The organism is Micromonospora sp. PTRAS2, assembly GCF_054052245.1.
The window spans coordinates 89,133-113,871 of the sequence record NZ_JBSWBU010000009.1 but is presented as its reverse complement, the minus strand read 5'-3'; the positions used below and the strand labels follow the sequence as shown (position 1 = coordinate 113,871).

18 protein-coding genes are annotated in these 24,739 nt (G+C 73.2%); 10 read left to right on the top strand and 8 right to left on the bottom strand.

Going from position 1 to position 24,739, the window contains the following annotated elements; genetic code table 11:
- Window positions 1-5 precede the first annotated feature (5 nt).
- The 4 genes from ACVMYR_RS24935 to ACVMYR_RS24920 all read right to left on the bottom strand — a co-directional run bounded on the left by ACVMYR_RS24935 (window position 6) and on the right by ACVMYR_RS24920 (window position 4,387).
- Window positions 6-767, bottom strand: a complete 762-nt coding sequence (locus ACVMYR_RS24935; RefSeq protein ID WP_228986886.1) for a carbohydrate ABC transporter permease — start codon at window positions 765-767, stop codon at window positions 6-8.
- A gap of 122 nt (window positions 768-889) precedes the next feature.
- Window positions 890-1,873 carry a carbohydrate ABC transporter permease gene (locus ACVMYR_RS24930; protein ID WP_043963403.1) on the bottom strand — a complete coding sequence of 328 codons (984 nt, stop codon included), beginning with the start codon at window positions 1,871-1,873 and terminating at the stop codon, window positions 890-892.
- 32 nt (window positions 1,874-1,905) lie between these two features.
- Window positions 1,906-3,243: an ABC transporter substrate-binding protein gene (locus ACVMYR_RS24925; protein ID WP_077937789.1), complete on the bottom strand. Its 1,338-nt coding sequence runs from the start codon at window positions 3,241-3,243 to the stop codon at window positions 1,906-1,908.
- 19 nt (window positions 3,244-3,262) lie between these two features.
- Window positions 3,263-4,387 carry a LacI family DNA-binding transcriptional regulator gene (locus tag ACVMYR_RS24920; protein WP_077937788.1) on the bottom strand — a complete coding sequence of 375 codons (1,125 nt, stop codon included), beginning with the start codon at window positions 4,385-4,387 and terminating at the stop codon, window positions 3,263-3,265.
- Between the two features lie 237 nt (window positions 4,388-4,624).
- Here ACVMYR_RS24920 and ACVMYR_RS24915 point away from each other — a divergent pair, with 237 nt between their 5' ends.
- The 6 genes from ACVMYR_RS24915 to ACVMYR_RS24890 all read left to right on the top strand — a co-directional run bounded on the left by ACVMYR_RS24915 (window position 4,625) and on the right by ACVMYR_RS24890 (window position 13,098).
- Entirely contained in the window at window positions 4,625-5,953 is a 1,329-nt protein-coding gene (locus tag ACVMYR_RS24915; RefSeq protein ID WP_077937787.1) for a Gfo/Idh/MocA family protein, read from the top strand.
- Between the two features lie 116 nt (window positions 5,954-6,069).
- On the top strand, window positions 6,070-7,500 hold the full coding sequence (uxaC, locus tag ACVMYR_RS24910) for a glucuronate isomerase (RefSeq protein ID WP_457122903.1): 1,431 nt from the start codon (window positions 6,070-6,072) through the stop codon (window positions 7,498-7,500).
- Window positions 7,497-8,801: an enolase C-terminal domain-like protein gene (locus ACVMYR_RS24905; protein ID WP_396790660.1), complete on the top strand. Its 1,305-nt coding sequence runs from the start codon at window positions 7,497-7,499 to the stop codon at window positions 8,799-8,801. Before uxaC ends, ACVMYR_RS24905 begins: the two co-directional genes overlap by 4 nt.
- Window positions 8,792-10,282: a mannitol dehydrogenase family protein gene (locus tag ACVMYR_RS24900; protein WP_457122902.1), complete on the top strand. Its 1,491-nt coding sequence runs from the start codon at window positions 8,792-8,794 to the stop codon at window positions 10,280-10,282. The genes ACVMYR_RS24905 and ACVMYR_RS24900 overlap by 10 nt, the downstream gene beginning before the upstream one ends.
- A gap of 13 nt (window positions 10,283-10,295) precedes the next feature.
- Window positions 10,296-11,492 (top strand): Gfo/Idh/MocA family protein, encoded by a 1,197-nt coding sequence (locus tag ACVMYR_RS24895; RefSeq protein WP_457122901.1) that lies wholly within the window; start codon window positions 10,296-10,298, stop codon window positions 11,490-11,492.
- Window positions 11,493-11,745: 253 nt separating this feature from the next.
- Window positions 11,746-13,098, top strand: coding sequence for a polysaccharide lyase family 1 protein (locus tag ACVMYR_RS24890; protein ID WP_396790654.1), 1,353 nt, complete (start codon window positions 11,746-11,748; stop codon window positions 13,096-13,098).
- Window positions 13,099-13,228: 130 nt separating this feature from the next.
- Here the strand turns inward: ACVMYR_RS24890 and ACVMYR_RS24885 are convergent, their stop codons facing one another.
- On the bottom strand, window positions 13,229-13,858 hold the full coding sequence (locus tag ACVMYR_RS24885) for a DedA family protein (RefSeq protein WP_457122900.1): 630 nt from the start codon (window positions 13,856-13,858) through the stop codon (window positions 13,229-13,231).
- A gap of 165 nt (window positions 13,859-14,023) precedes the next feature.
- On the opposite strand from ACVMYR_RS24885, the gene ACVMYR_RS24880 reads away from it, so the two are divergent.
- Together ACVMYR_RS24880 and ACVMYR_RS24875 are read left to right on the top strand one after the other, a co-directional pair.
- Complete coding sequence (locus tag ACVMYR_RS24880) at window positions 14,024-17,335, top strand: hypothetical protein (RefSeq protein WP_457122899.1); 3,312 nt, start codon at window positions 14,024-14,026, stop codon at window positions 17,333-17,335.
- 72 nt (window positions 17,336-17,407) lie between these two features.
- Window positions 17,408-18,166, top strand: a complete 759-nt coding sequence (locus tag ACVMYR_RS24875; RefSeq protein WP_457122954.1) for an HD domain-containing protein — start codon at window positions 17,408-17,410, stop codon at window positions 18,164-18,166.
- Between the two features lie 98 nt (window positions 18,167-18,264).
- Here ACVMYR_RS24875 and ACVMYR_RS24870 read toward each other — a convergent pair whose 3' ends face one another.
- The gene (locus ACVMYR_RS24870; RefSeq protein WP_228986878.1) at window positions 18,265-18,738 is read right to left on the bottom strand and encodes a barstar family protein; all 474 of its coding nucleotides are present in this window, start codon (window positions 18,736-18,738) and stop codon (window positions 18,265-18,267) included.
- Window positions 18,739-18,846: 108 nt separating this feature from the next.
- Entirely contained in the window at window positions 18,847-20,088 is a 1,242-nt protein-coding gene (locus tag ACVMYR_RS24865; protein ID WP_091277634.1) for a cellulose-binding domain-containing protein, read from the bottom strand.
- Window positions 20,089-20,517: 429 nt separating this feature from the next.
- On the opposite strand from ACVMYR_RS24865, the gene ACVMYR_RS24860 reads away from it, so the two are divergent.
- Window positions 20,518-21,744 (top strand): MFS transporter, encoded by a 1,227-nt coding sequence (locus ACVMYR_RS24860; RefSeq protein ID WP_457122898.1) that lies wholly within the window; start codon window positions 20,518-20,520, stop codon window positions 21,742-21,744.
- 43 nt (window positions 21,745-21,787) lie between these two features.
- A complete protein-coding gene (locus tag ACVMYR_RS24855; protein WP_457122897.1) occupies window positions 21,788-23,704 on the top strand; it encodes a glycosyltransferase in 1,917 nt (638 codons plus the stop codon).
- A gap of 50 nt (window positions 23,705-23,754) precedes the next feature.
- Here the strand turns inward: ACVMYR_RS24855 and ACVMYR_RS24850 are convergent, their stop codons facing one another.
- On the bottom strand, window positions 23,755-24,729 hold the full coding sequence (locus tag ACVMYR_RS24850; RefSeq protein ID WP_043963385.1) for an isopenicillin N synthase family dioxygenase: 975 nt from the start codon (window positions 24,727-24,729) through the stop codon (window positions 23,755-23,757).
- Window positions 24,730-24,739 lie beyond the last annotated feature (10 nt).

Below are 24,739 nucleotides of genomic sequence, written 5' to 3'. Positions count from 1 at the left end.
GGCGTTCATCCCTTGAGGCCGCTGGTGTTGATGCCCTCGACGAGCATCCGCTGGAAGGCCAGGAAGAACAGGAACACCGGCAGCAGGGACAGCACCGACATGGCGAACATCGGGCCGACCGCGCTCTGGCTGGTCGAGTCGATGAACAGGGTCAGCGCCACCGGCACCGTGTAGTCCTCCAGGCTGGACAGGAAGACCAGCTGCCGGAAGAAGTCGTTCCACGTCCAGATGAACGAGAAGATCGCGGTGGTGACCAGCGCGGGGCGGCTCAGCGGCAGGATGACGTGCCGGAAGATGCCGAACGCGCTGGCCCCGTCGATCTTCGCGGCCTCGTCCAGCTCACGCGGGATGCCCCGCATGAACTGCACCATCAGGAAGACGAAGAACGCCTCGGTCGCCAGGAACTGCGGGATCAGCAGCGGCAGGTACGGCCATTCGCCGCCGACCAGCCCGAGGCTGCGGAACAGGATGTACTGCGGCACGATCAGCACGTGCCCCGGCAGGAGCAGGGTGCCGATCATGATCGCGAACCACATCCCGCGCAGCCGGAACCGCAGGCGGGCGAAGGCGTACGCGGCGAGCAGGCAGGAGACCGCGTTGCCGACGACGGTCAGCAGGCTGACCATCGCGCTGTTGAGGAAGAAGCGGCCGAAGCTGAGGTCGAAGTTGGTCCACCCGTCGACGTAGTTGCCGGGGGTGAACTCCTTCGGCAGCAGGCCGATGTTGCTGACGATCTCCTCCTGGCTCTTGACCGAGGTGCCGATCATCCAGAACAGCGGGTAGAGCACGACCACCACGATCGCGATCAGGACGAGCAGGCGGACGGCCTGCCCCCGTCCGGCGCGCGGGCGGCGCGGCCCGGTCACCGGCGCTTCTGCGGTAGCCGTCGTCACCGGTCCTCCCCGTCGGAGTAGTGCACCCAGAACCGTCCGGTGCTGAAGAAGACCGCCGTGATGACGCCGATGGCGATCAGGAAGACCCAGGCCATCGCCGAGGCGTAGCCCATCTCCAGGTCGGTGAAGCCCTTGATGTAGAGGTTCAGCGTGTACATCAGGGTGGAGTCGACCGGGCCGCCGGTGCCGTTGCTGAGCACGAAGGCCGCGGTGAAGCCCTGGAAGCCGTTGATGGTCTCCAGCACCAGGTTGAAGAAGATGACCGGGGAGAGCATCGGCAGGGTGACGGCGCGGAACTGCCGCCACCTGCCGGCCCCGTCCACGGACGCGGCCTCGTACAGCTCGGTCGGCACCTGCTTGAGCCCGGCCAGGAAGATCACCATGGGCGCGCCGAACTGCCAGATGGCGAGCACCATCAGCGTCTCCAGCGCCCAGTCGGGGTCGTTGACCCAGGGCTTGCCCTCGATGCCGAACAGGGCCAGCATCGAGTTGAACGCGCCGTCGCGGTTGAACATGTTGACCCAGACGATGGCCAGCGCGACGCTGCCGCCGAGCAGCGACGGCAGGTAGAACAGGCTGCGGAACAGCCCGACCCCGCGCCAGGCCCGGTTGAGCAGCAGCGCCACGCCGAGCGCGGCGGCCAGCTTCAGCGGCACCGCCACCAGGGCGAAGGTCAGGGTGACGCGCACCGCGTGCCAGTACGAGGGATCGCTGGTGAACATCCGCTCGTAGTTGGCGAAGCCCACCCACTCGACCTCCGAGAAGGGGGTGAGGATGTCGTAGTTGGTGAAGCTGAGGTAGAGGGACAAGAGCATGGGAATCGCCGTGATGGCCATCAGTCCGATGAGCCAGGGCGAGAGGAAGACGTACCCCGCGAGACCTTCGCTTTGCCGGATCCGCCCGGCCACGCCGTGGGGGGCGTGGGCGCGGGCGGATCCGGTGCCGCGTCGGGTCGGGTCGGGCACCGTGGTCAGGGCCACGAGCCGGCTCCTTTCCGAGCGTGTGCGGCGGTTCAGGCGATGGCGGACTTGCAGGCGTCCATGAACAGGGCCGCGGCGGCGGCCGGGGCGAGCCGGCCGTACTGCGCCTCCTCGGCCGCCTTGATCAGCTCGGCGCGGACCTTGCTGTGGCCCTTGATCGGCACCTGCGGCGACTGGCCGAACTTCTGGGCCAGCTCGGTCTCCACCGCGATCGACTGCTTCATCGCGGGGTCGGTGGTGTCGTCGCTGACGACGCGGCGCAGGTCCAGGTTGGACGGCAGCCCTCGGTCGGTGCCGAGGATCTTGACGGCCTCCGGGTCGTTGGCGAGGAAGTTGAGCACGTCGACGGCGATGTCCTTGTGCTTGCTGCCCTTGAACACCGACCAGTACATGGAGGCGCGGGCCCACTGGGCGCTCGGGTCACCCGGGTAGGCGACCACGCCCAGCTCGTCCTTGGTGTTCTTCTTCAGCTCCGGCATCTGGTTGACCCAGACCCAGGAGGTGCCGGCCTTGCCGGTGACCACGAGCTGCTTGGTGATGTCGGTGGCGTTGCCCTCGTGGATCACGTCCGGGGTCGGGGTCGCGCCCCGGTCGCGGGCGCCCTTCCACAGCTCGAACCACTTGGTGACGTCCTCGACGGTGAAGCCGAGCTCCGTGCCCTTGTACATGTCCTTGCCCTGCTGGCGCAGCCACACCCAGAACGCCTTGTAGTCGGCGCTGGGGTCCATGGTGCCGGGGATCTTGGTCTTCTTCGCCACCTGCTCGGCCCAGGCGATGTGCTCCTCCCAGGTCATGCCGGTGGTCGGCTCCGGGAGGCCGTTCTTGGTGAGCAGGGTCTTGTTGTAGACCAGGCCCTGGGTGTTCTCGCCCGCGGCCAGGCCGGCGAGCTTGCCGTCGACCACGCCGTACTGCCAGAGGCTCTTGGGGAACTTCGACACGTCGAGCTTGCCGGAGTCGGAGTAGCTGGTCAGGTCGAGCGTGGTGTTGCGGGCCGCGTACTCGGCGAGGTAGTTGTCGTCGATCTGGAAGATGTCCGGCGGGTTGCCGCCGGCGGTGAGGGTGGCCAGCTTGTCGAAGTAGCCCTGGTTGGCCTGCCAGGTCTTCTCGAACGTGACGTTCGGGTTCTTCTTGGTGTAGAGGGCGAGGGCGTCCTCGGTCAGCTTGGCGCGGGCCTCGCCGCCCCACCAGAAGATGGAGAGCTTGACCTTGCCGTCGTCGCCGGCGGAGTCGTCGTCACCGCAGGCGGCGGCGCCGAGGACCAACGGCGCGGCCACGGCGAGGGCGACGAGCCCGCGCAGCAGCCGACGGCGGGGAGTACGGTGGGAACGCCCGGCGGGTGCGCCGGCGGTGGGGGGCGTGGCGGGGTGCATGTGCGCTCACTCCTTGGCGTTAGGAGGCGACAGCGCCACCGGTGGCCGCCCTCGGGCGGCCCGGGTCCGCAGGGCGATGCGGATCCGGGCCGACACGGACGGCACCGGGGCTACCGGTCCCTGCAGCGGGTCCGGTGGAGTCGCGGATGACCAACTCGGTCTGGAGCATTACCTGTGCGGTGGTGCGACGGGCGCCGACTGCCGTGCCCCTGCCGGCGCCCCGCGGTCCCCGCGGCGCGTCGGTGTCCTGTTGCAGCAGCATGTCGACGGCCGTCCGGCCGGCGGCCGCGGTAGGCGTGGCCACCGTCGTCAACTTGGGCCGGGTGAGCCGGCTCAGGGCGATGTCGTCGATGCCGACGACGCTGACGTCCTGTGGCACCCGGACGCCGAGGGCGTCGAGGCCCTCGATCAGCCCGATCGCCATCAGGTCGTTGTAGGCGAGCACGGCGGTGACGCCGCTGCGCTGGACGTGTTCGGCCAGCGCGAGGCCGCCGTGCTCGGTGGGCGGGTTGGGCCCGAGGACGGTCAGCTCGGCACCGCCGGCCCGGGCCGCGGCGGCGGCCGCCCGCCGGATCTCCCGGCTGGTCCACGAGCCGCGCGGCCCGCTGAGCAGGCCGATCGCGGTGTGGCCGAGGCCGGCGAGGTGCTCGATCGCCGAGCGGGCGCCCTGACCAACGTCCATCACCACGCAGGGCAGGCCGGTCACCTGGCGGTTTATCACCACCAGCGGGACCTCGCGGCTGAGCTGCTCGATGAGGCTGTTGCTCATCCGGGGGCTGCACAGCAGCACCCCGTCGACCTGCTTGGCCAGGGCGTGGACCAGCTCCTCCTCGGCCATCGGGTCCTCGTTGGTGTCCGCGACGAAGATGTGGTAGTCGCGGTGCCGGGCCTGCCCCTCCGCCGCCTTGATCAGTGGCGGGAAGAACGGGTTGGCGATGTCGGCGATGATCAGGCCGATGTTGTGGGTGCGGCCGGTGATCAGGGCCCGCGCGGCGCGGTTGGGCCGGTAGCCCAGGTCCTCCGCGCAGGCCAGCACCCGGACCCGGGTTTCCGGGTTGACCAGGTGCGGCGCGGAGAACGTGCGGGATACCGTCGAGATGTGCACGCCGGAGGCCCGCGCGACGTCCCTGATGGTGACTGGCACGGCGGCCCTTTCGTCCGGTGTGGCTGCGGTCACGTGGGTGCCGCCAATTAATGCAAACGGTTGCTCCAGTGTCAACGCTCGAAGATTACGACCAGGTTTCGAACGGGCACGCACCATGTGTTCGTATGCTGCCAAAGTGGGGCAAGGCACGCGGATTTTGTTTCCGTCGTTGACGCGCCGCGATCGATCGTGGTTTCTTCACTGCAAACCTTTGCAGCCAGCCAGGAGGCCCCCGCGATGTCTTCGAGAACCGGTGGACGGACCCGTCACGCGGTGGTGGGCACCGGCGCCCGGGCCGAGATGTTCGTCCGGGCGCTGGTGCGCGACCACGCCGACACCGCCGAGCTGGTCGCGTTCGCCGACGTCAACCAGGCCCGCATGGACGCGCACAACCGGTGGCTGGGCGAACTGGGCCACGCGCCGGTGCCGACGTACCGTGCCGACGAGTTCGCCGCGATGCTGGCCAAGGAGCGGGTCGACACGGTGCTGGTCACCACCGTCGACGCCACCCACGACGAGTACATCGTCGCGGCCCTGCACGCCGGCTGCGACGTGGTCTCGGAGAAGCCGATGACCGTCGACGCCCCGCGCTGCCGGCGCATCCTGGACGCGGTCGCCGAGACCGGCCGGCACGTCACGGTCGCGTTCAACTACCGCTACAACCCCCTGCACGAGCAGCTGCGCCGGCTGCTCGCCGACGGCGCGGTCGGCGAGATCGGGTCGGTGCACTTCGAGTGGCTGCTCGACGTGCGCCACGGCGCGGACTACTTCCGGCGCTGGCACCGCGACAAGGCCAACTCCGGCGGGCTGATGGTGCACAAGGCCAGCCACCACTTCGACCTGGTCAACTGGTGGCTCGACGCCACCCCGGTCGAGGTCTACGCCGCCGGCCGGCTGTTCTTCTACGGCGACGCCGGCCGCCGGCACGGCTACGCCCGCGACTACGCCCGCGCGCACGACGCGCCGGCCGCCGCCGACGACCCGTTCGCGCTGCGGATGGCCGAGCACCCCCGGCTGCGCGAGCTGTACCTCGACGCCGAGGCCGAGGACGGTTACCACCGCGACCAGAACGTCTTCGCCCCCGGCGTCACCATCGAGGACGACATGGCCGTGCTGGCCCGCTACTCCACGGGCGCGACGATGACCTACCACCTCACCGCGTACGCCCCCTGGGAGGGCTACCGGGTGATGGTCAACGGCAGCCGGGGCCGCCTCGAACTGGAGGTCGTGGAGAGCGAGTTCGTCAGCCCGCAGGCCGCCGGCGCGCTCAAGGGCGCGGCGCTGCACGGCACCGAGGCCGCCGCCGAGGGCGGCTCGGCCACGCTCACGCTGCGCCCCTACTGGCAGCCGCCGCAGCGCATCGAGGTCGAGGGCTACACCCGGCAGGGCCACGGCGGCGCGGACGCCCGCATGACGCAGGTGCTCTTCGGCGGCGCGACGGACCCGCTGCGCCGGGCGGCCACCGCCCGCGACGGCGCCCTCGCGCTGCTCACCGGCCTGGCCGCCAACCGGTCCTTCGAGACCGGCCAGGCCGTCCGGGTGGCCGACCTGCTCTCCCTGCCCTGACCGACCGCGCCCGGGGCGCGCCGCCTCAGCGGCCCGCCCCGGCGGGGCCGGCCGGCGCTGCCCGGCCCCGCCGGCCCGTCCCCGCACCATCGACCGCATCCGAGGAGCCATCCGACGTGCCGACCACCTCCCGACCCGACCTGCTCCTCCCCGCCGACCCGGGCCTGCGCGCGCTGGCCCGGCAGCTGTACGCGCTGGCGGCGGAGCAACCGATCATCTCCCCGCACGGGCACGTCGACCCGGCCCTGCTGGCCGAGGACCGGCCCTTCCCGGACCCCTCCCGGCTGATCATCGTGCCCGACCACTACCTGACCCGGATGCTGCTCAGCCAGGGCGTGCCCCCGGCCGAGCTGGGCGTCCCCACGGTGGACGGCAGCCCGGTGGAGACCGACGGCAGGAAGATCTGGCGGCGCTTCGTCGACGGCTGGCACCTGTTCCGGGGCACCCCGTCGCGGCTGTGGCTGGAGCAGACCCTCACCGAGGTCTTCGGGGTCGACACCCCCCTGTCGCCCGCCACCGCCGACGCCGTGTACGACCAGGTCGCGGCCCGCCTCGCCGAGCCCGAGTTCCGGCCCCGGGCCCTGTTCGACCGGTTCCACATCGAGGTGCTGGCCACCACCGAGTCGCCCTTGGACGACCTGGCCCAGCACGCGAAGCTCGCCGCCGACGGCTGGGGCGGCCCCGGCGGCAAGGTGGTCACCACCTTCCGCCCGGACAACGTGGTCGACATGGAGTTCGACAACTGGGCCGGCAACGTCGAGCGGCTCGGCGCGGTCGCCGGGGAGGACACCGGCACGTACGCCGGCTTCCTGGCCGCCCTGCGGCGGCGCCGGGAGGCGTTCATCGCCGCCGGCGCGACCTGCTCCGACCACGGCCACCCGACCGCGCAGACCCTGGACCTCGACGCCCGGGAGGCCGCGGCGCTGTACGAGCGGGGCCTGCGCGGCACGGCCGACGCCGCCGACGCGGAGGCGTTCCGGGCGCACATGCTGCTGGAGTTCGCCCGGATGTCGCTCGACGACGGCCTGGTGATGCAGCTGCACCCCGGCTCGGTGCGCAACCACAACCGCTGGCTGTACGCCCGGCACGGCCGCGACGTCGGCGGGGACATCCCGCAGGCCACCGAGTACCTGCACGCGCTCACCCCGCTGCTGGACGCCCACGGCAACGACCCCCGGCTGCGGGTGGTGGTCTACACCCTCGACGAGTACACCTTCACCCGGGAGTTGGCCCCGCTCGCCGGCGGCTACGCGGCCCTCTACCTGGGCGCGCCCTGGTGGTTCCTGGACTCCCCCGAGGTGCTGCGCCGGTTCCGGGAGGCGGTCACCGAGACCGCCGGCTTCTACAACACGGCCGGGTTCGTCGACGACACCCGGGCGTTCTGCTCCATCCCGGTGCGCCACGACGTGGCCCGCCGCGTCGACGCCGGCTTCCTCGCCCGGCTGGTCGCCGAACACCGGCTGACCGAGGACGAGGCCGCGGAAACCATCGTCGACCTCGCCTACCGCCTGCCCAAGAGGGTCTACAAGATCGGGGAACAGCTGTGAGTGTCAGGATCACCTCCGTCGACGTGCACGACGTGCGCTTCCCGACCGCGGCGGCCGGCGACGGCTCGGACGCGATCAACAAGGGCGACTACTCGGCGACGTACGTCGAGCTGGGCACCGACGCCGGGGTGGTCGGCGCGGGCTTCACCTTCACCAACGGGCGGGGCAACGAGATCACCTGCGCCGCCGTGCAGGCCCTGGCCCACCACGTGCGGGGCCGCACGATCGAGGAGATCGTCGCCGAGCCGGTGACGTTCTGGCGCTCGCTCAGCGCCGACGTGCAGCTGCGCTGGCTGGGCCCGGAGAAGGGCGTCATCCACATGGCCACCGGCGCGCTGGTCAACGCCGTGTGGGACCTGCGGGCCAAGCTCGCCGGCAAGCCGATGTGGCGGTTCCTCGCCGAGCTGCCCACCGAGGAGCTCGTGGCCAGCATCGACTTCCACCACATCACCGACGCCCTCACCCCCGACGAGGCGGCCACCATCCTCGACAAGGGATTGATCGGATGGGACGAACGGCTCGCGGTGCTAGAGCAGAGTGGCTTTCCCTCGTACACCACGTCGGTAGGATGGCTCGGCTATCCCGACGAGAAGGTCCGGGCGCTGACCCGCGAGGCGTACGCGGCGGGCTGGCGGGCGATGAAGATGAAGGTGGGCGGCCCACCGGCCGACGACCTGCGCCGGGCGCGGATCATCCGCGCCGAGATCGGCCCGGACGCGCTGCTGATGATGGACGCCAACCAGGTGTGGGACGTCGACGAGGCGATCACCAACATGACGGCGCTGGCGGAGGTCGACCCGTACTGGATCGAGGAACCGACGCACGCCGACGACATCCTCGGCCACGCCCGGATCGCCCGCGCGGTGACCGAGCTGACCGGCGGCCGGTGCCGGGTGGCCACCGGCGAGGTGGCCGCCAACCGGGTGATCTTCAAGCAGCTGCTCCAGGCCGAGGCGATCGGCGTCATGCAGATCGACGCCTGCCGCGTCGGCGGGGTCAACGAGGTGCTCGCGGAGATCGTCATGGCGGCGAAGTTCGGCGTGCCGATCTGCCCGCACGCCGGCGGCGTCGGCCTCTGCGAGTACGTCCAGCACCTGGCCGTCTTCGACTTCCTGCGCGTCGGCACCAGCCTCGACGGCCGGATGGTCGAGTACGTCGACCACCTGCACGAGCACTTCGTCGACCCGGTCCGCACCCGGGACGGGCGCTACCTGCTGCCCGCCGCGCCCGGCTACAGCGCCACCATGCGCCCCGAGTCGATCGCCGAGTTCCGCTTCCCGGACGGTCCGGCATGGCGGTGACCGTGGGCGCGTCCCGCCTCGGGCTGGCCGCGCTGCGCCGGCTGCCCGAGGCCAGCCGACCGCTGCTGCGCCCCGGCACCGTGCCGGCCGGCATCGTGCACCTGGGCCTCGGCGCGTTCCACCGCGCCCACCAGGCCGTCTACACGGAGGAGGCGGTCGGCGCGGCCGGCGGCGACTGGGGCATCGTCGGCGTCGCCCCGCGCAGCACCGACCTCGTCGAGACGCTCGCCGCGCAGGACAACCTGTTCAGCGTGACCACCCTGTCTGGCGAGGGCGACAGCACCCGGGTGATCGGGGCCCTGGCCGGGGTCCGGCACGCGGCGAGCGACCCGAACGCGGTGGTCGCGCTGCTGGCCGACCCGGCGATCCGGGTGGTCACCCTGACCGTGACGGAGAAGGCGTACCAGCTCGACCCGGTGACCGGGCGGCTGAGTCCCGACGCGGCGCTCGCCGCCGACCTGGCCGGCGACGCGCCGCCGACGACGGTGCCCGGCCTGCTGGTGCGCGGGCTGGCCGCCCGGGCGGCGGCCGACGCCGGGCCGGTCGCGCTGGTCAGCTGCGACAACCTGCCCGCCAACGGCGCCCGGCTGCGCGGGCTGGTCGAGCAGGCGCTGGCCCGCTCCGGCGCCGCCGACCGGGTGCTGTCCTGGGTGTCCGAGCAGGTCACGTTCCCCGGCACGATGGTGGACCGGATCGTGCCGGCCAGCACGGCGCAGACCCTCGCCGCGGCCCGTGACGCGCTGGGCTTCGCCGACCTGGCGGCCGTGGCCGCCGAGCCGTACCGCCAGTGGGTGATCGAGGACGACTTCCCGGGCGGTCGGCCGGCGTGGGAGGCGGCCGGGGCGGTGCTCACCGACGACGCCGGGCAGTGGGAGCGGGTGAAGCTGCGCGGCCTCAACGGGCTGCACTCGGCCACCGCCTACCTGGGCGCCCTCGCCGGGCGGGAGACCGTCGCCGACGCGCTGGGCGTGCCCGGGCTGACCGGGATGCTGCGCCGGCTGGTCGCCGAGGAGGTGGCGGTCAGCTTCACCCCGCCGGACGGGGTGTCGATGGTCGCGTACGGTGACGAGGTGCTGGCGCGGTTCGCCAACCCGGCGATCCGCCACCGCACGCTCCAGATCGCCATGGACGGCTCGCAGAAGCTGCCCCAGCGGGTGCTGCACACCATCGTGGACCTGCGCGCGGCGGGCCGGTCGGCCCGCTGGTCGGCGCTGGTGGTGGCCGCGTGGATGCGGTTCGTGTGCGGGACCGCCGACGACGGCACGGCGCTGCCGCTGGCCGACCCGCTCGCCGAGCGGATCACCGGCGCGCTGGCCACCGCGGGCGGCACCCCGGCCGGGGTGGTCGAGGCGCTGTTCGGGCTGCGGGAGGTCTTCCCCGCCGAGGTGGCCGCCGACGACGAGGTCCGCGCCGACGTCACCGACTGGCTGACCGCCCTGCACCGGCACGGGGTCACGGCGACCCTGGCGGGGGCGGCGTGAACGCGGGGCCGGCGTGAGCGCGGGGGCGACCGGCGCGCCGCCCCGGGTGGCGGTCATCGGCGCGAACGGACACGGCCGCTGGCACCGCCGGGTGATCGCGCCGCTGCACGACGCCGGCCGGGTGCGCCTGGTCGCGCTTGTCGACGTACGCCCGATCGAGCCGGAGCCGGCGGCGCCGCTGCCGGTCGACGCGGCGGTCTTCACCGACCACGCCCAGATGCTCGCGGTGGCCAGGCCGGACGTGGTGGTGGTCTGCACCCCGCCGCACACCCACCTGCCGATCGCCCGGGACGTGCTGGCCGCCGGGGCGGACGTGCTGCTGGAGAAGCCGCCGGTGCTGTCGATGGCCGAGCACCGGCTGCTGGCCGCCGCCGTGGCCGAGACGGGCCGGGCCTGCCAGGTCGGCTTCCAGGCCCTCGGCTCGGCGGCGCTGGCCGAGCTGACGGCGGCGGTGACGGCGGGGCGGCTCGGCACCGTCACCGGCATCGCCACGGTGGCCGCCTGGCAGCGCTCGGACGGCTACTACGCGCGGGCCCCCTGGGCGGGCCGGCGCACGCTGCACGGCCGGCCGGTGCTCGACGGGGCGCTGGCCAACCCGCTCGCCCACGCCGTGATGCAGTGCCTCGCCGTGGCCGAGGCCGTCACCGGCGCGCCGGTGCGGCCGGCGACGATCGAGCTGGAGCGCTACCGGGTGCGCCCCATCGAGGTGGACGACACGGCGGCCCTGCGGGTCGTGCCGCGCTCCGGGCCGCCGATCGTGGCGGCGGTGACCCTGGCCGGCGAGGACTTCGTCGCCGGGGAGGTGATCGTGACCGGCACGGCCGGGCGGGCGGTGCTGGAATATCCGACGGACCGGTTGCTGCTGCCCGGCGACGACGCGCCCCGCGAGGTGCCGGGGCGGCGCGGCCTGCTGGAGAACCTGCTGGCGCACCGGGCCGACCCGGCCGGGACGCCGCTGATCGCCCCGCTGGCCCGCACGGCGCCGTTCACGGCCGTGCTGGAGGCGGTCCAGGCCGCGCCCGAGCCGACGCTGCTCGGCGGCGACCTGGTGACCGTCACCGGCCAGGGGCCGGACCGGGTGCTGACCGTGCGCGGCGTCAACGCGGCGCTGCGGGAGGCGGCCGGGTCCGGGGCGCTGCTGTCGGAGCTGGGCGTGCCGTGGGCGGTGCCGCCGGTGCGCACCGAGCTGACGAGGGAGGAGGACGCCTGAGGCGGGCCCGGTGCCGGGCCAGTGAAAACGCACTGCAAACGACGGGCGACTGCCGCACCCGCAAATCGGGCGCAACCACCGCGTTCGCGACCGCGACCGGTCGGGCAAATGCCGCCTGTCACGATTTGATGCAACATAGCTGCATATAGAAATTATTGACTCACTTGAGTGATTTTCCTTACGGTCAGTCGTACCGGCATTTCGTACCCGTTACGGAATCCGCCGCACCGACAGACCCCTTCGGAGAGTCCTCATGCGCCACCGCTTTCCCGGGGCGGCCCTGGTCGCCCTGTCCCTGCTGGTCACACCGGGCGCGGCGGCCGCCGCGCCCGCCGACGCCGGCGGCCCGGTGCCCCGACCCGTCGAACGGTTCGCCCGCCAGACGCTGCCCGCCGGCGACGGCTGGGCGGCCGACGGCGTCGGCACCACCGGCGGCTCCGCCGCCGCCGCCGACCAGGTCCACCTCGTGCGCACCCGTGCCGAGCTGGTCGCCGCCCTCGGCGGCGACAACGCCACCAACCGCACCAACGCCACGCCCAAGGTGATCGTCGTCGACGGCGTGATCGACGGCTTCGAGGCCGCCGACGGCGGCCTGCTCGGCTGCGCCGACCTGGCCGACCCGGAGTACTCGCAGGCGGCCTACCTGGCGGCGTACGACCCGGCCGTCTGGGGCATGGTGCCCCCGACCGGGCCGCTGGAGGCCGCGCGGGTGCGCTCGGTGGCCAACCAGACGAAGCAGACCCAGATCAACGTCGGCCCGAACACCACCATCGTGGGGCTGCGCGGGGCGACGCTCACCGGGCTGACCCTGATGATCGACACCGCGAACAACGTGATCCTGCGGAACCTCACCTTCGACGACGCCCGGGACTGCTTCCCGGCCTGGTCGCCGACCGACGGCGCGACCGGCAACTGGAACTCCCAGTACGACCAGGTCTCGGTGCGCCGCAGCGAACACGTCTGGGTCGACCACAACACGTTCACCGACGGCGACAACCCCGACAGCGCGCAGCCGGTGTACTTCGGCCGCCCCTACCAGGTGCACGACGGTTCCCTGGACATCACCCACACCGCCAGCCTGGTCACCGCCTCGTACAACCGGTTCGTCGGCCGGGATAAGCTCATGCTGATCGGCTCGTCGAACACCGTCGGCCCGGACGTCGGCCGGCTCAAGGTGACCCTGCACCACAACATGTTCGACCGCGTGCTGCAGCGGCTGCCGCGCGTCCGGTTCGGCCAGGTCGACGTCTACAACAACTGGTACCGGCTCTCCGGCGAGGGCTTCGAGTACGCCGTCGGCGTCGGGGTGCAGTCCGCCGCGTACGTGGAGAACAACCACTTCACCCTCGCCGCGGGCATCGCCGCCGAGGACCTGCTCTACGACTGGGGCGGCACCGCCGTCACCACCCGCGGCAACTGGGTGCGCGCCGACGGCGACCGGGCCCGCCCGGTCGACCTGGTGGCCGCGTACAACGCGACCCACGACCCCGACCTGGGCACCGACGCCGGTTGGACGCCGGCCCTGCGCCACGGCCAGGTGCTGCCCGCGCCGCTGGTCCCGCTGGTGGTCGGCGCGCTCGCCGGCGCAAACCGCCTGCCGCTGTGAAAGGAGGGGCCCCTTGTTAACGCATACGGTAGAGAAGGGTCCCCTTCTCACCTGACTCGGCGTGCCGGGGCGGGGGCCCCCTCTCTCCCCCGTCCCGGCACGTCGACCACCCGATCAGGGCGCGCAGGGGTCAGCCCCGGCTCGCCGGACCGGTCCGGCGAGCCGCCCGGTGGTGCCGCCACAGCCGCACCGCCACCACCACCACGATCACGGCCAGCACCGCCTCCCCGCCGAGGCCGAGACGACGCTCCAGCAGCCGGTACGAGGCGCCCGCGAGGAACCCGAGCACCGCGACCGTGACCGACCAGAGCACCCCGCCGGCCACGTTGGCCAGGGTGAACGTGGCCTGCGGCATCCCGCTGAGCCCGGCGATCCCCGGCACCAGCGCCCGCAGCGCCGCCGCCCAGCGGCCGATCACCACGGCGAGCGCGCCCCGGCGGCGCACCAGATCGAGCGCACGCCGCAGTTCTCCCGAGCGGACGAACCGCCGGGGCGTACGCGCCAGCAGCCGGCGGCCGTAGCGGCGGCCGACCAGGTAGCCGGCCTGGTCGCCCAGCGCCGCCCCCGCCACCGCGGCCACGATCACGGCCCACAGCGGCAGCCGCCCGGAGTGCGCCACCACCCCGCCGACCAGCACGGCGATCTCCCCCGGCACGAACAGCCCCAGGAACGTCGACGCCTCCAGCGCGGGCAGCAGGAAGACCAGGGCGAGCACCAGCGCGGGCGGCAACGCCACCAGCACCGCCACCACCCGGTCCACCCGATCATTCTGCCCGGTCGGCAGCCGGCAGGACCCCGCGCTGCCCACTCGCCCGGATGCCGCGAATGCCGGTTCACTCCCGATAGTGACGGGTTAGCCTCGGCGCAGGACACGTGGTGAGCAATGCTCACCTTCGGGTGGGCGCGGCGGACGGGGGTGCGGCGCATGCGCGGTCCGCTCTGGCGGGGGTGGCTGCTGACGCCCCGCATCTGGTGGGCCCGCCTGTCCCGGCGGACGCAGGTGGCGGTGGGCGGCGGGCTGCGCCGGGACCAGGCGCCGCGGGCGAGCCGGTTCCCGACGAACGCGCGCTGGTGGCACTACCCGTGGGCGCTGGTCCTGCTCGGCCTCGTCGTCGGCGGAATCCTGTTCACGGTCGCCCTCAACCAGTTCTTCCTGCCCCTGTTCCACCTGGTCGCCCATCACGTGCTGGACGTCCACGTGCGCTGGCCCGCCAGCGTGCCCAACCCGTGCGGCGGCAAGGACGCCGCCGAATCCTGCGCCCGGATCGCGAGCTTCTTCGGCCCGGTCACCGGCGCCGCGTTGACCTTCCTCGTCTTCTGGATCTTCACCCGCTTCCACGTCCGCCACTGGTACCAGCAGCGGGCGAAGAAGCGGCCGTACGAGCTGGTGCGCACCGCCAACGACGGCATCGACCGGGTGGTGGGCCGCGACGAGCTGTGCCAGGTCCTGATCGAGCGGATCCGCGACAACCGGGTGCGCTGCCCCACGGTCATCGTCGGCGGGGTCGGCTCGGGCAAGACCGCGACGCTGGTCGCCCTGACCAGGGAACTCGCCCGCCGGGGCATCGTCCCGGTGCCGATCCGGCTGCACGACGCGCAGGACAAGGACAAGCTCGACTTCGAGCAGCTGGCCCGGGACCGGTTCCTGGAGGAGGTCAACTCTCGGCTCTACAGCGACGCCCAGGCCGGCCGGCTGTGGCGGATGCTGCGCTGGGGAAACCGCCTGGCGGTGCTCGCCGACGGGCTGGAGGAGATGGCGAAGGCCGACAAGGCGCACAGCGGGGAGAGCGTGATCCGCACCGCGATCGCGAAGGCCGCCGACGACCACCTGCCACTGGTCATCGCGTCGCGCCCCTACGACCCGCTGCGCGGCATGCCGGGAATCGTGATCGGCCTGGAGTCGCTCGGCGAGGGCGCCGCCCTGGAGTACGCGCTGACGGCGGACGACCGGTCGGGTCCCGCCGCGTGGGGACCGGTCATCGACATGGTCTACGCCGCCGACGTCACCGCATCCCCGCTGTTCCTGCGCATCATCCGCGATCTCAACCGGCAGGGCCGGATGCGGCACCGCTCCGGATACCAGTCGGAGCCCGACTCGGCGAGCCGCCCGATCGACCGGTACGCGGCCCGCTGGGAGCTGCTCAAGGCGTGGCGCGAGGCGCTGCTCGACGGCTACCTGCGGGAGGACTTCGCGCAGAGCCGGCAGGAGCGGGAGGACACCATGCTCCTGCTCGCCGCGTTCGCCTGCGCCGGGTTCCTGCGCAACTCGCTCCAGGTGACGTACGAGGACCTCACCGACCACGACCAGTGGCAGGACCCAACCTCCGCCCACTGGCCCCTGTTCGACGCCCTGCGCCAGAAGCTGGACGGACGCCGCAGCCCCGCCGAACGCGACGACCTCACCCACGCGGCGACGGCGGGCGGCGAGCTGGGCCTCGTCGACGCGCAGAGCGACGGGGTCCGCTTCCAGCACGGCGACCTGCAGGCATATCTCGGCGCCCAACTGCTCGTCGATCCCGACGTGCGGAACAAGCTGCTGAGCCGGCTCGTCCGGGCCGAGCCGAGCCGGGAGGTCCTGAACGCGATGCGCCTGCTCTCCCGCGAGTTCGCCGGCCAGCGCGCCGAGCAGAAGCCCCGGCTGTGGACGCTGTTCACGGCGCATGCGGTGGCAAAGGCCATCGCCCACTCGGACGACGCGGCGAAGATGGTGGGCCTGCTCCAGCAGGCGGCTCCCGGCCAACCGAACGCCTGCTGGCAGCTCGAGTTCTACGCCGCCGCCCTGGAGATCGACGCCAGCGCGCTGAAGCCCCGGCACGCGAGCCTGGTCAACGAACTGGCCCGGCGGTGGCACAGCTACCAGCACGAGACGCCGGACCGGCCCCTCGACGAGGCGAAGCTCGACGTGGTGCGGCGGACGGGAGAGGCCGCCCGGTTGATCACCGACAGGCGACGCCACGGGGCCGTCGACAGGCGCCGGCCGCTGTGGGCCCCGCCGTACGCGGACCTGTTCCAGCTGGCCGCCGACGAGCACTCGTACCGCGTGCGGTTGGCCGCCGCGCGGGAGCTGGGCTTCGGCGGCATGGACGCCACCCTCGCCCTGTCGACGGCAGAGCTGCTCCGCCCCCGCTCCATGGACCTGCGCCTCGGGGGTGGCCCCAAGGCGCTGCGGGAGCAGCAGCTACGGGGCTGGGTCGTCCCGCTGCTGCACCTGTCCACGGTCGAGGACACCGATTCCGGGGTGCCCGGCGAGGAACGGTACCACCGCAGCCGTGTCGCCCTCGCCGAGTGGCTGCGCGAGCTGACCCCCACCGGCGGGGGCCGGCGGCTCTCGATCACCTCGGAGATGGCGCTCGCGCAGGGCTTCCGCCTCGCGGCCAACGTGCGGAGGTTGCCCGTCGGCCGAGCGCGCTGGGACCGCAGCTTCCTGGTCGAGAAAGCCGAGTTCGCGCTGCGCAACTCCCGCTTCTGGTACAGCCACCTGGCACTCCTCCAGGCCCTCACCCTGCTCGCCCTGCCCGACGACCCGGCCGAGCCGCTGCCGAGGCGGGGCCGCGGCTCCAACCCCTACGGGTTGGTGCAGCACTGGACGCGCATCGCGGGGTCGGCGGTGCCGGGGCGGGAGCGGTGCGGGGCGCACCCCTTCGTGCTGGAGGTGGGGCGGCTGTGCGTGTACGCGCTGCTCACCCGGCGGCCGGAGCGGTACTGTTGGATCGACGAGCGGGAGACCGCCAGCCGGGTCGGTTCGTGCAGCGTCCCCGACCACCTGCGCCGGGAGCAGCGCCTGTGGATCCCCGACTCGATGGGCTGGAGCATTCTCGGCGGCCGGGCGCAGCGGCTGCTCGCCGACATCATGCTGCTGCTCAACCTGGCCGACCGGGGCGACACCCTGGCCGAACGCGAGGAGCGGCTGGCCCGCGCGGACCGCTGCGACCTGCCGCCCTGCCTCACCAACGACCGCTCGGCGATGCAGCCGTCGCGCACCCTGCACGCCACCGACCGGTGCGACCCCGGGGCCACCTGCCTGGACGACTGCGACTTCCGGCTGTGCCCGCTGCCCACCCGGGGCGAGCGGATGCCGCACGAGATGGACCAGAGCTTCTGCGCCCGGCAGCGGGACCTGGCCAGCCTGCGCTACGTATTCGAGGCCCGAGCGCCGTGGCAGAACGGCGACTATGTCGGCCTGCGCAGGTTCTGGCGGGAGATGTCGGAGCGGCAACTGCCCAACTGGCGGCGCTGAGCAGGGCCACGGTCGGCGTCACAAGGCCGACGGGAAGACCCACGGGCGGTGAAGATCAGCTATAAGTGGTGGATGGACTTCCCGCCGTACCTGGCCTCGATGCCCATGCACGCGATCACCGAGATCCACGGCGAGCCCGGCCTGCGGGAACGGTTCCGGCTGGAGATCGGCGCGTTCGACGCGGATACCCGCGTCCGGCTCACCGCAGCCCTCGACCTCGCCGCCGAGCTGCACCGCGACGACCGGCGGGTGCGCGAGCCGTACCTGAACCACCTGCTGCGGGTCGCGATCCGGCTGATGCACCACTACCAGGTGCGCGACGCGGACGTGATCGTCGCCGGCCTGCTGCACGACGCGGTGGAGGACCACCCGGCGGAGCTGGCGGGCCAGCACCGCGCGGGGCCGGCGGCCGGCGGCGACCCCACGGCCGCCGCGCTGGCGGCGCTCGCCGAGCGGTTCGGCCCGCGGGTCGCGCGGCTGGTCGGCGCGGTCACCAATCCGGTGTACGACCCGGGCCGGGACCGGCACGCGCAGTACCGGGAGCACGTGGCGGCCAGCCTGGACCGCGAGCCGTGGGCCCGGGTGGTCAAGGTCTCCGACTTCACCGACAACGGGGTCGGGTTGATCCACACCGTCGGGCCGAAGGTGCATTCCCTGGCGGCGAAGTACCGCCCGCTGGTGCCGGTCCTGCGGGAGCTGGTCGCCCGGTCGGACACCCCGCTCGCGCCGGCGGTCAAGGAGCACATCTTCGGCCAGCTCGACCTCGCCGAGGAACGCTTCGCCGCGATCCTCGACCAGCCGGTGGAAGCCGGGGCCCCGACCAGCCGGTGAGCGCGCGGGCCCCGGCGGGCGCGGGCTCCGGCGCGACCCGCTCAGCGGCGGCGGCCGTGCGCAGGCCGCCTCGGCGGCGCGGCGGCGCGCCGGCCGGCTCAGCGGCGCGGCAGGGCGCGCGCCGTGCGGCGGCGCACGTCCGGCACGCGTTCCGGCGCGTCCCGCAGCACCACCCGCAGCGGGTGCGGGGCGTCACCGGCGGCGCCGCCGAGGACCGCCAGGAGCAGGCCGAGGTGGCCGACGGGTTCGTCGGCGAGCAACTGCGCGGCCTCGTCGACCACCAGGGTCAGCGGGCCGGCGTCGAGCCGGTCGCGCAGGCTGTCGGCGAGCGCGTCCCAGTTGCGGCCGACGTGGCCGGGCAGGTCGAGCGCGCCGACCAGCGCCGTGAACAGGCCGGCCCGGCTGCGGGCGCGCGCTGCGGGCAACACGGTCCGCTCCCCCGATGCGTCCGTGGGGCCGGCATCCGCGATGCTCAGCCACGACGGCAGCCCGAAGGCGTACCCCTCGATCATGGTGCCCTCCCCGGCGCGGGGCCGGACCGCGCGGACCGGCGCGAGGAACAGTCTCGGCACGGCGGCCGGCGTAGGCCAGGGGTGGCGGTGGAACGGATCCGCACGCGGCGGTGAAATCCTCGCCAACGCGGGTCGGGCGGCCCGGTCCGGGCCGCCCGACCCGGCCGGTCAGCAGCCGATCCGGCTCGGTCCGACCGCGACGTCGTCGAACCAGAGGGTGTCGGCGCCCTCGCCGTAGCTCTCCCAGCCCAGCCGCAGGTCGGTGAGCTGCGGACGCCACGTGCGGTTGAGCCACTGCCCGTCGATGTCGTGGGTCGGGGTGCCGTCCACGGTCAGGCCGGTGACCGCCGTGCCGTCGACCCAGGTGTTCAGCCGGCCCTGCGCGCCGTCGACCATGAACTCGACGCAGGACCAGCGGTTGGTGGCCAGCGGCAGGCTCAGCGCCACCCCGGACGGGCTCTGCTCCGGCAGCGTCGCGTCGTCGGAGGCCCGGTTCCACTGCAGCGCGCCGTTCTGGCCGCCCATCCGCAGGTCCTTGCCGCCGTCGGCGGAGTCGGCCATGGCCAGGAACGTGACGTGCGAGGTGGGCAGGGCGGTGGTGTGCCGCACCCAGAGCCGGGCGTACCGGACCGCGCCGAGGGTGCTCAGGCCCCGGGTGGTCCGGGCGAACACGTGGTTGCAGTAGCCGACCGTGCCGTTGATGCGCAGGGAGCGGCTGCCGCTGTGCGTCGTGGCGGTGTCGATCGCCGCCGTACCGGTGCCGGAGCAGTCGGGGTTGACCACCGTCCAGTCGCCCGACGGCACCGAGCCGGTCTGGTTCTCGAATCCGTCGCAGAGCACGGCCGTGCCGCAGCCGGCGGGCGGCGGGGTGGTGGGCGGCGGCGTCGTGGGCGGCGGGGTGGTCGGGGGCGGCGTGGTCGGGGGCGGCGTGGTGGGCGGCGGCGTCGTCGGGGGCGGGGTGGTCGGCGGCGCGGTCGTCGTCGGGGGCGGGGTCGCGCCGTTGCACGGTACGCCGTTGAGCGCGAACCCGGTCGGCCCGGCCGTGTTCGCGCCGACGGTGCCCTGGACGCCGAACTCGGTCGAGCCGCCCGCCGGCACCGAGGCGTTCCAGGCGACGTTGCGGGCGGTCACCGTGGCACCGGACTGGCTGACCTCGGCACTCCAGCCGTTGGTGATCCGCTGGTCGCCGCCCCACGTCCAGGTGACGGTCCAGCCGTTGACGGCGGTGTCGCCGGGACTGATCCGGATGTTGGCGGTGAAGCCGCCGGTCCACTGGTTGGGCACGTAGTCGATCCGGCAGCCGGCGGCGGCCGTCGCGGGGGCGGTGGGCAGGCCGACGCCGGCCAGGGCGGCGGCCAGGACCGCCCCGGCGGCGACGATCGGGGTGAGACGGGCGCGGGAGATCCTCATCGGGTTCCTTCCGAGGGTGTGCCACCGCACGGGCGCGGCCGGCGGGGGCACGGGGAACTGCGGGAACGCTCGCATGGCGACGCGACCGGCGACGCGACGCGGATGCCCGGCTCCGGGCGGACCATCAGCCGTCGGGCCGGTCGGCGATCGACGGCACGGCGGCGCCCGACGACCAATCTAGTGATGTTCGCCGATGGATAGCAAGGCGACGGGCCGCGCCGCCGCGCCACGAGCGCGTCCGGCGTGGCGGGCGGCCACGACCCGGCCCGGGTCGTGGCCCACGCCGGGATCGACCCGCCCTCCGATCCATTCCCGCCAACCTGTTCATTCCCAGTCACCCGGATACGCCAACGACGCCCCGCTTTCTCCCTCATGGCGTATCCCTGGCGGGCACGGTAGTGTCGGGGCCTGCCTTGGGTAGGGGGCCCTGTGGACAACGCACCAGTCGACCGCCGTCGGATTCGTCGCGGGAGAATCGCCACGTCCCTGGCGTTCCTGCTGTTCGGCACAGCGCTGGGAGTATGGACCGCGCGGATTCCGGCGGTAAAGGAGAAGCTCGGGCTCAGTGACGGCCGGTTGAGCTTCGCGCTCCTGGCTTTCGCGGCGGGCTGCATCGTCGGCATGGCGTTGCTCGGTCGACTCACCGACCGTTTCGGCAGCACCCGCGTGCTCATCCCCTCGGCGATCCTGGAAGGGCTGCTGCTCGTCCTTCCCGGATACAGCGGCACCCTGGTGGTTTTGTGCGTCGCCCTGTTCCTCTTCGGCGCGACGCACGGGACGCTCAACATCGCGATGAACGCCAATGCCCTAGAGGTCCAGCGGGCCTGGGGTAAACCGATCATGTCGTCGTTCCACGCCATCTACAGCATCGGCGGTTTCCTCGGGGCGATCGTGGGCAGCTTCTTCGCGCGCAGCGGGGCAAGCGTCGGCACCACCTTCCTCACCGTCGGCGCGGGGGTGCTGGTGCTGGCCGTCTGGGCTGCGCTGTGGGTGCTGCCCGCGACGAGCGCCCCGGAGGCCGCCGGCTCACCGGACACCGGGCAGGGGCCCTCCCGCCGGTCCCTGCTGCTGGTCTTCTTCGGCGTGCTGGTGCTGTGCACGCTCGTCGGCGAGGGCGCGGCGGCCGACTGGAGCGCCGTCTACCTGCGGGACAACCTGGAAACCAGCCCCGGCTTCGCCGCGTACGGCTTCGCCGCGTTCTCGATCATGATGACGGTGGGCCGGCTCTTCGGCGACCGGCTGGTGCGCGCCCTGGGGCCCGTCACCCTGGTGCGGTTCAGCGGCGCGCTCGCGGCATGCGGCCTCGGCGCGGCCCTGCTGGTGCACCATCCGGTCGCCGGTGTCGTCGGGTTCGGGCTGCTGGGCGCCGGCCTGTCGTGCATCGCCCCGCAGGTCTACTCCGCCGCCGGAAACCAGGACCCGAGCCGCGCCGGCCGGGCCCTGTCGACCGTGGTCAGCATCGGCTATCTGGGATTCCTGTTCGGGCCTATTCTCATCGGCGCCGCGGCGACCGTGGTGGGATTGCCGTCGGCGTTGTGGATTCCCGTGGTGCTCGCAGTTTTCGTCGCGGCGGGCGCCACCGCGATGCGTGCACCGAGCCGCTCCGGCGAAAAGCAGGACAATGCCCCGGTCCCGTCAGCGGGGGTCGAGCGCTGACGGTTGTCCGCCGGGGACGGATGTCACCTGGAAGGAACCGCGCTTGCACATCATCGAATGCCATTTCGAGTGCACCGGATTCGACGACTCCCTGGTGCAGGCGGGCACCTCCGTCTACCTGTGGAATCTGGTCCGGCAGTTCCGCGACCGAGGGCACCGGGTCACCGCGTTGACCGCGGCGCACGGGCTGATCCCACTCCTGCGGCGTGACCACGACGTCGTCGAGACGGATTGGCGGTCCACCGGCGAGATAACCATTCCTGTCGACCCCGACAGATGGCCGGGGCACCCCGACGGCGTCACGGTGGACGGATCCGCACGCGCCTATCAGATGACCGTCGAGGGAATCGACGTGGTCCTGCTCAGCAACGAGATTCTCGACAGCCACACCGACACTCTGCACCCACCGGCGGGCGCCGAGGGGACCGACCCGACGTTCCTGAAGCCGCTGGTGTTCCAGGTCCTCGCCGCCCGCTTCCTCTCCGGCCAGGAAACCGCGCAGGCCATCGTGCACCTGCACGAGCCCGTCCTGCACCACCTGCTGCCCGCGGCGCTGTCGGCGTACGGCTTCCCCGTCGTGTCGACCGTGCAGACGAACCTGCCGGTCAACACCAAGGTCTACGCGCCGCAGGCCCGGGCCCTGCTGCGCGACCTCGGCGCCGACCCCACGGTCGTCGACGGGCTCGCGGACCCGCCCCTGGACTCGCCGCTGCACCGGGCCATGCGGGCGTTCCTGCCGCAGACCCTCCTCTATCGCGACCAGCCGCAGCGGCCGGGGCACGACTACGTCAGCGCGCTGGCCCTGGTGGCCCGCTCGGCGGACGCGGTGGACTTCCTCTCCGAGGGGCAGCTCGAACACGCCCTCACCCAGGCCGAAACGCCGTTCGCCCAGCTCTTCGCCGAGCTGGCCGTCCGCCGCGAGCTGTGGTCGCGGGCGGACCGGCTGACGGTCGGCGGGTGCGCCATCGGCGACGAGTGGCTGGACGTGGCGCGCGGCGACGAGCGACGGCGGCGGACCCTGACCGCGCTCGGCCTCGACCCGGCGCTGCCGACCGTCTACCACAACGGGCGGTACTCGGTGGAGCACAAAGGGCTGCGGGAGCTGTTCCGGGGGGTGCGGCGGCTGCTGGACGAGGGCGAGCGCTTCAACCTGCTGCTGCACTGCCTGGCCCCGCACCCGCCGCAGGACCCCGACCTCGCCGCGCTGGCTGCCGACCACCCCGGGCAGGTCCGGATCCGCACCGGGCCGATGCCGCCCGCGGAGCTGATGGACTGGGCGGCCTCCAGCGACCTGTGCGTGTTCCCGGCGAAGTTCGAGATGGACACCTTCCTGATGGCGATGGGCGAGGCCATGGCCAGTGGCGCCGTGCCGGTCGCCACGGCGCAACGGGGCATGCGCCACTTCCGGCACTCCTTCGACCTGGCCGCGCCGACGGCGACGGGCCTCGCCCTGCCCCGCTCCTTCCGGGTCGCCGACCCGGACCTGACCGACGCGGTGCACGACGGCCTGGCCCGCATGCTCGCGCTGGTCCGCGCCGGGTCGCCGCTGGTCGACACGCTCCGCTCGCGGGCCGTGGCGACCGCCCGGGAATTCACCTGGTCCCGGGCCGCCGACCGGTTCCTCGCCGTGTTCGCCGCGTGCGTGGCGGGCACCTGGCCCGGTGGGCGGTCGGGCCCCGCGGCCCTGTCGCCGACGCCCGCCCCCGGCGACGACGGCGGCGCCGGCACAGCGGTCGCCGGCCCGGACGGGGTCGCGGTGCGCTGGGCCCACCCCGAGGCGGTCCGGGTGGAGCTGGTGTATCCGGGCGATCCCGTCGAGGTGATCGCGCTGGCCCGGCAGGACGACGGGTCGTTCGCCGGCACCGGCCCGGCGACCGCGGGCCCGGTGGCCGTGCTGGTCACCTGCCGCGACGGCCGCTGTGTGTGGGCCGGTGCCCCGGTCGCGGCCACGACCGGCTGACATCGGCCGGGGGCGGGGCCCGCGCCCCGCCCCCGACCGTCGGTGGCGCGTCAGTCGGCGAGGGTGAGGGTGACCCCCACCTTCTCCAGGATCGACTCGCCGGCGATGACCGGCGCCATGCCCGCGCCGCCGCCGGCGGGCGCGGGCAGCGGGCGTACCTCGGCGTCCGGGTCCGCCTCGAAGAAGAAGACCAGCGACACCAGTTCCTCGTCGGGGTCGCTGGCCGGGGGCGCCAGGACGCGGTGGCGCAGTGCCCGCCACCGGCCGTCGGTCCAGAGGTTCATCATGTCGCCCAGGTTCACCACCAGCGTGCCGGGCACGAACGGGGGCTTAAACCAGCCGTCCTCGGCGTTCCACGCCTCCAGCCCGCCGACGCCCTGTTGCCGGTCGAGGAAGGTGATGGTGCCGAAGTCGGCGTGCGGCCCGACCCGCATCTGGCCCTCCTCCAGCCGCCCCACCGCCGTCAGGGGCGGGTACCAGTTGACGTTCTGCGTCCACGTCGCCCGCTGGGAGCGGGAGGTGAAGTGGTCGGCCGGGACGCCGAGGGTGACGGCGAGGACCTCCAGGACCTCCAGCGCGAGCCGGTTGAGGTGGCCGGTGTACTCGGTGGCGACCTCGCGCAGCTCCGGCAGCTCCGCCGGCCACTTGTTGTCCGGATAGTAGAGCCAGTCGAACTTCGCGTCCCCGGTGCGGTGGGTGGGGCCCATGTGGTACGCCTCGTGCAGGTCGGGGGCGCTGGCCATGCCGTCCACCGCGCTGGCCTGCAGCGCGCCGAGGCCCCGCCACCCGTTGTCGTACGGGCGGCTGACCGCGTACCGGCGCTTCTGCTCCGGGGTCAGCCGCATGAACGCGTGGCCGACGGCGCGCATCCGCGCGGTCAGGTCGGCCGGCACGCCGTGGCCGGCGAGGAGGAACATGCCGGTCTGCCGGAGCGCGGCGTCCAGCTCGGCCGACGTCCGGGCGCGCTCGTCCGGGCCCGCCGCCCGCCAGCGCGGCAGGTCGAGGGTGGGAATCGCGGTCGTCATGTGCTGCTCG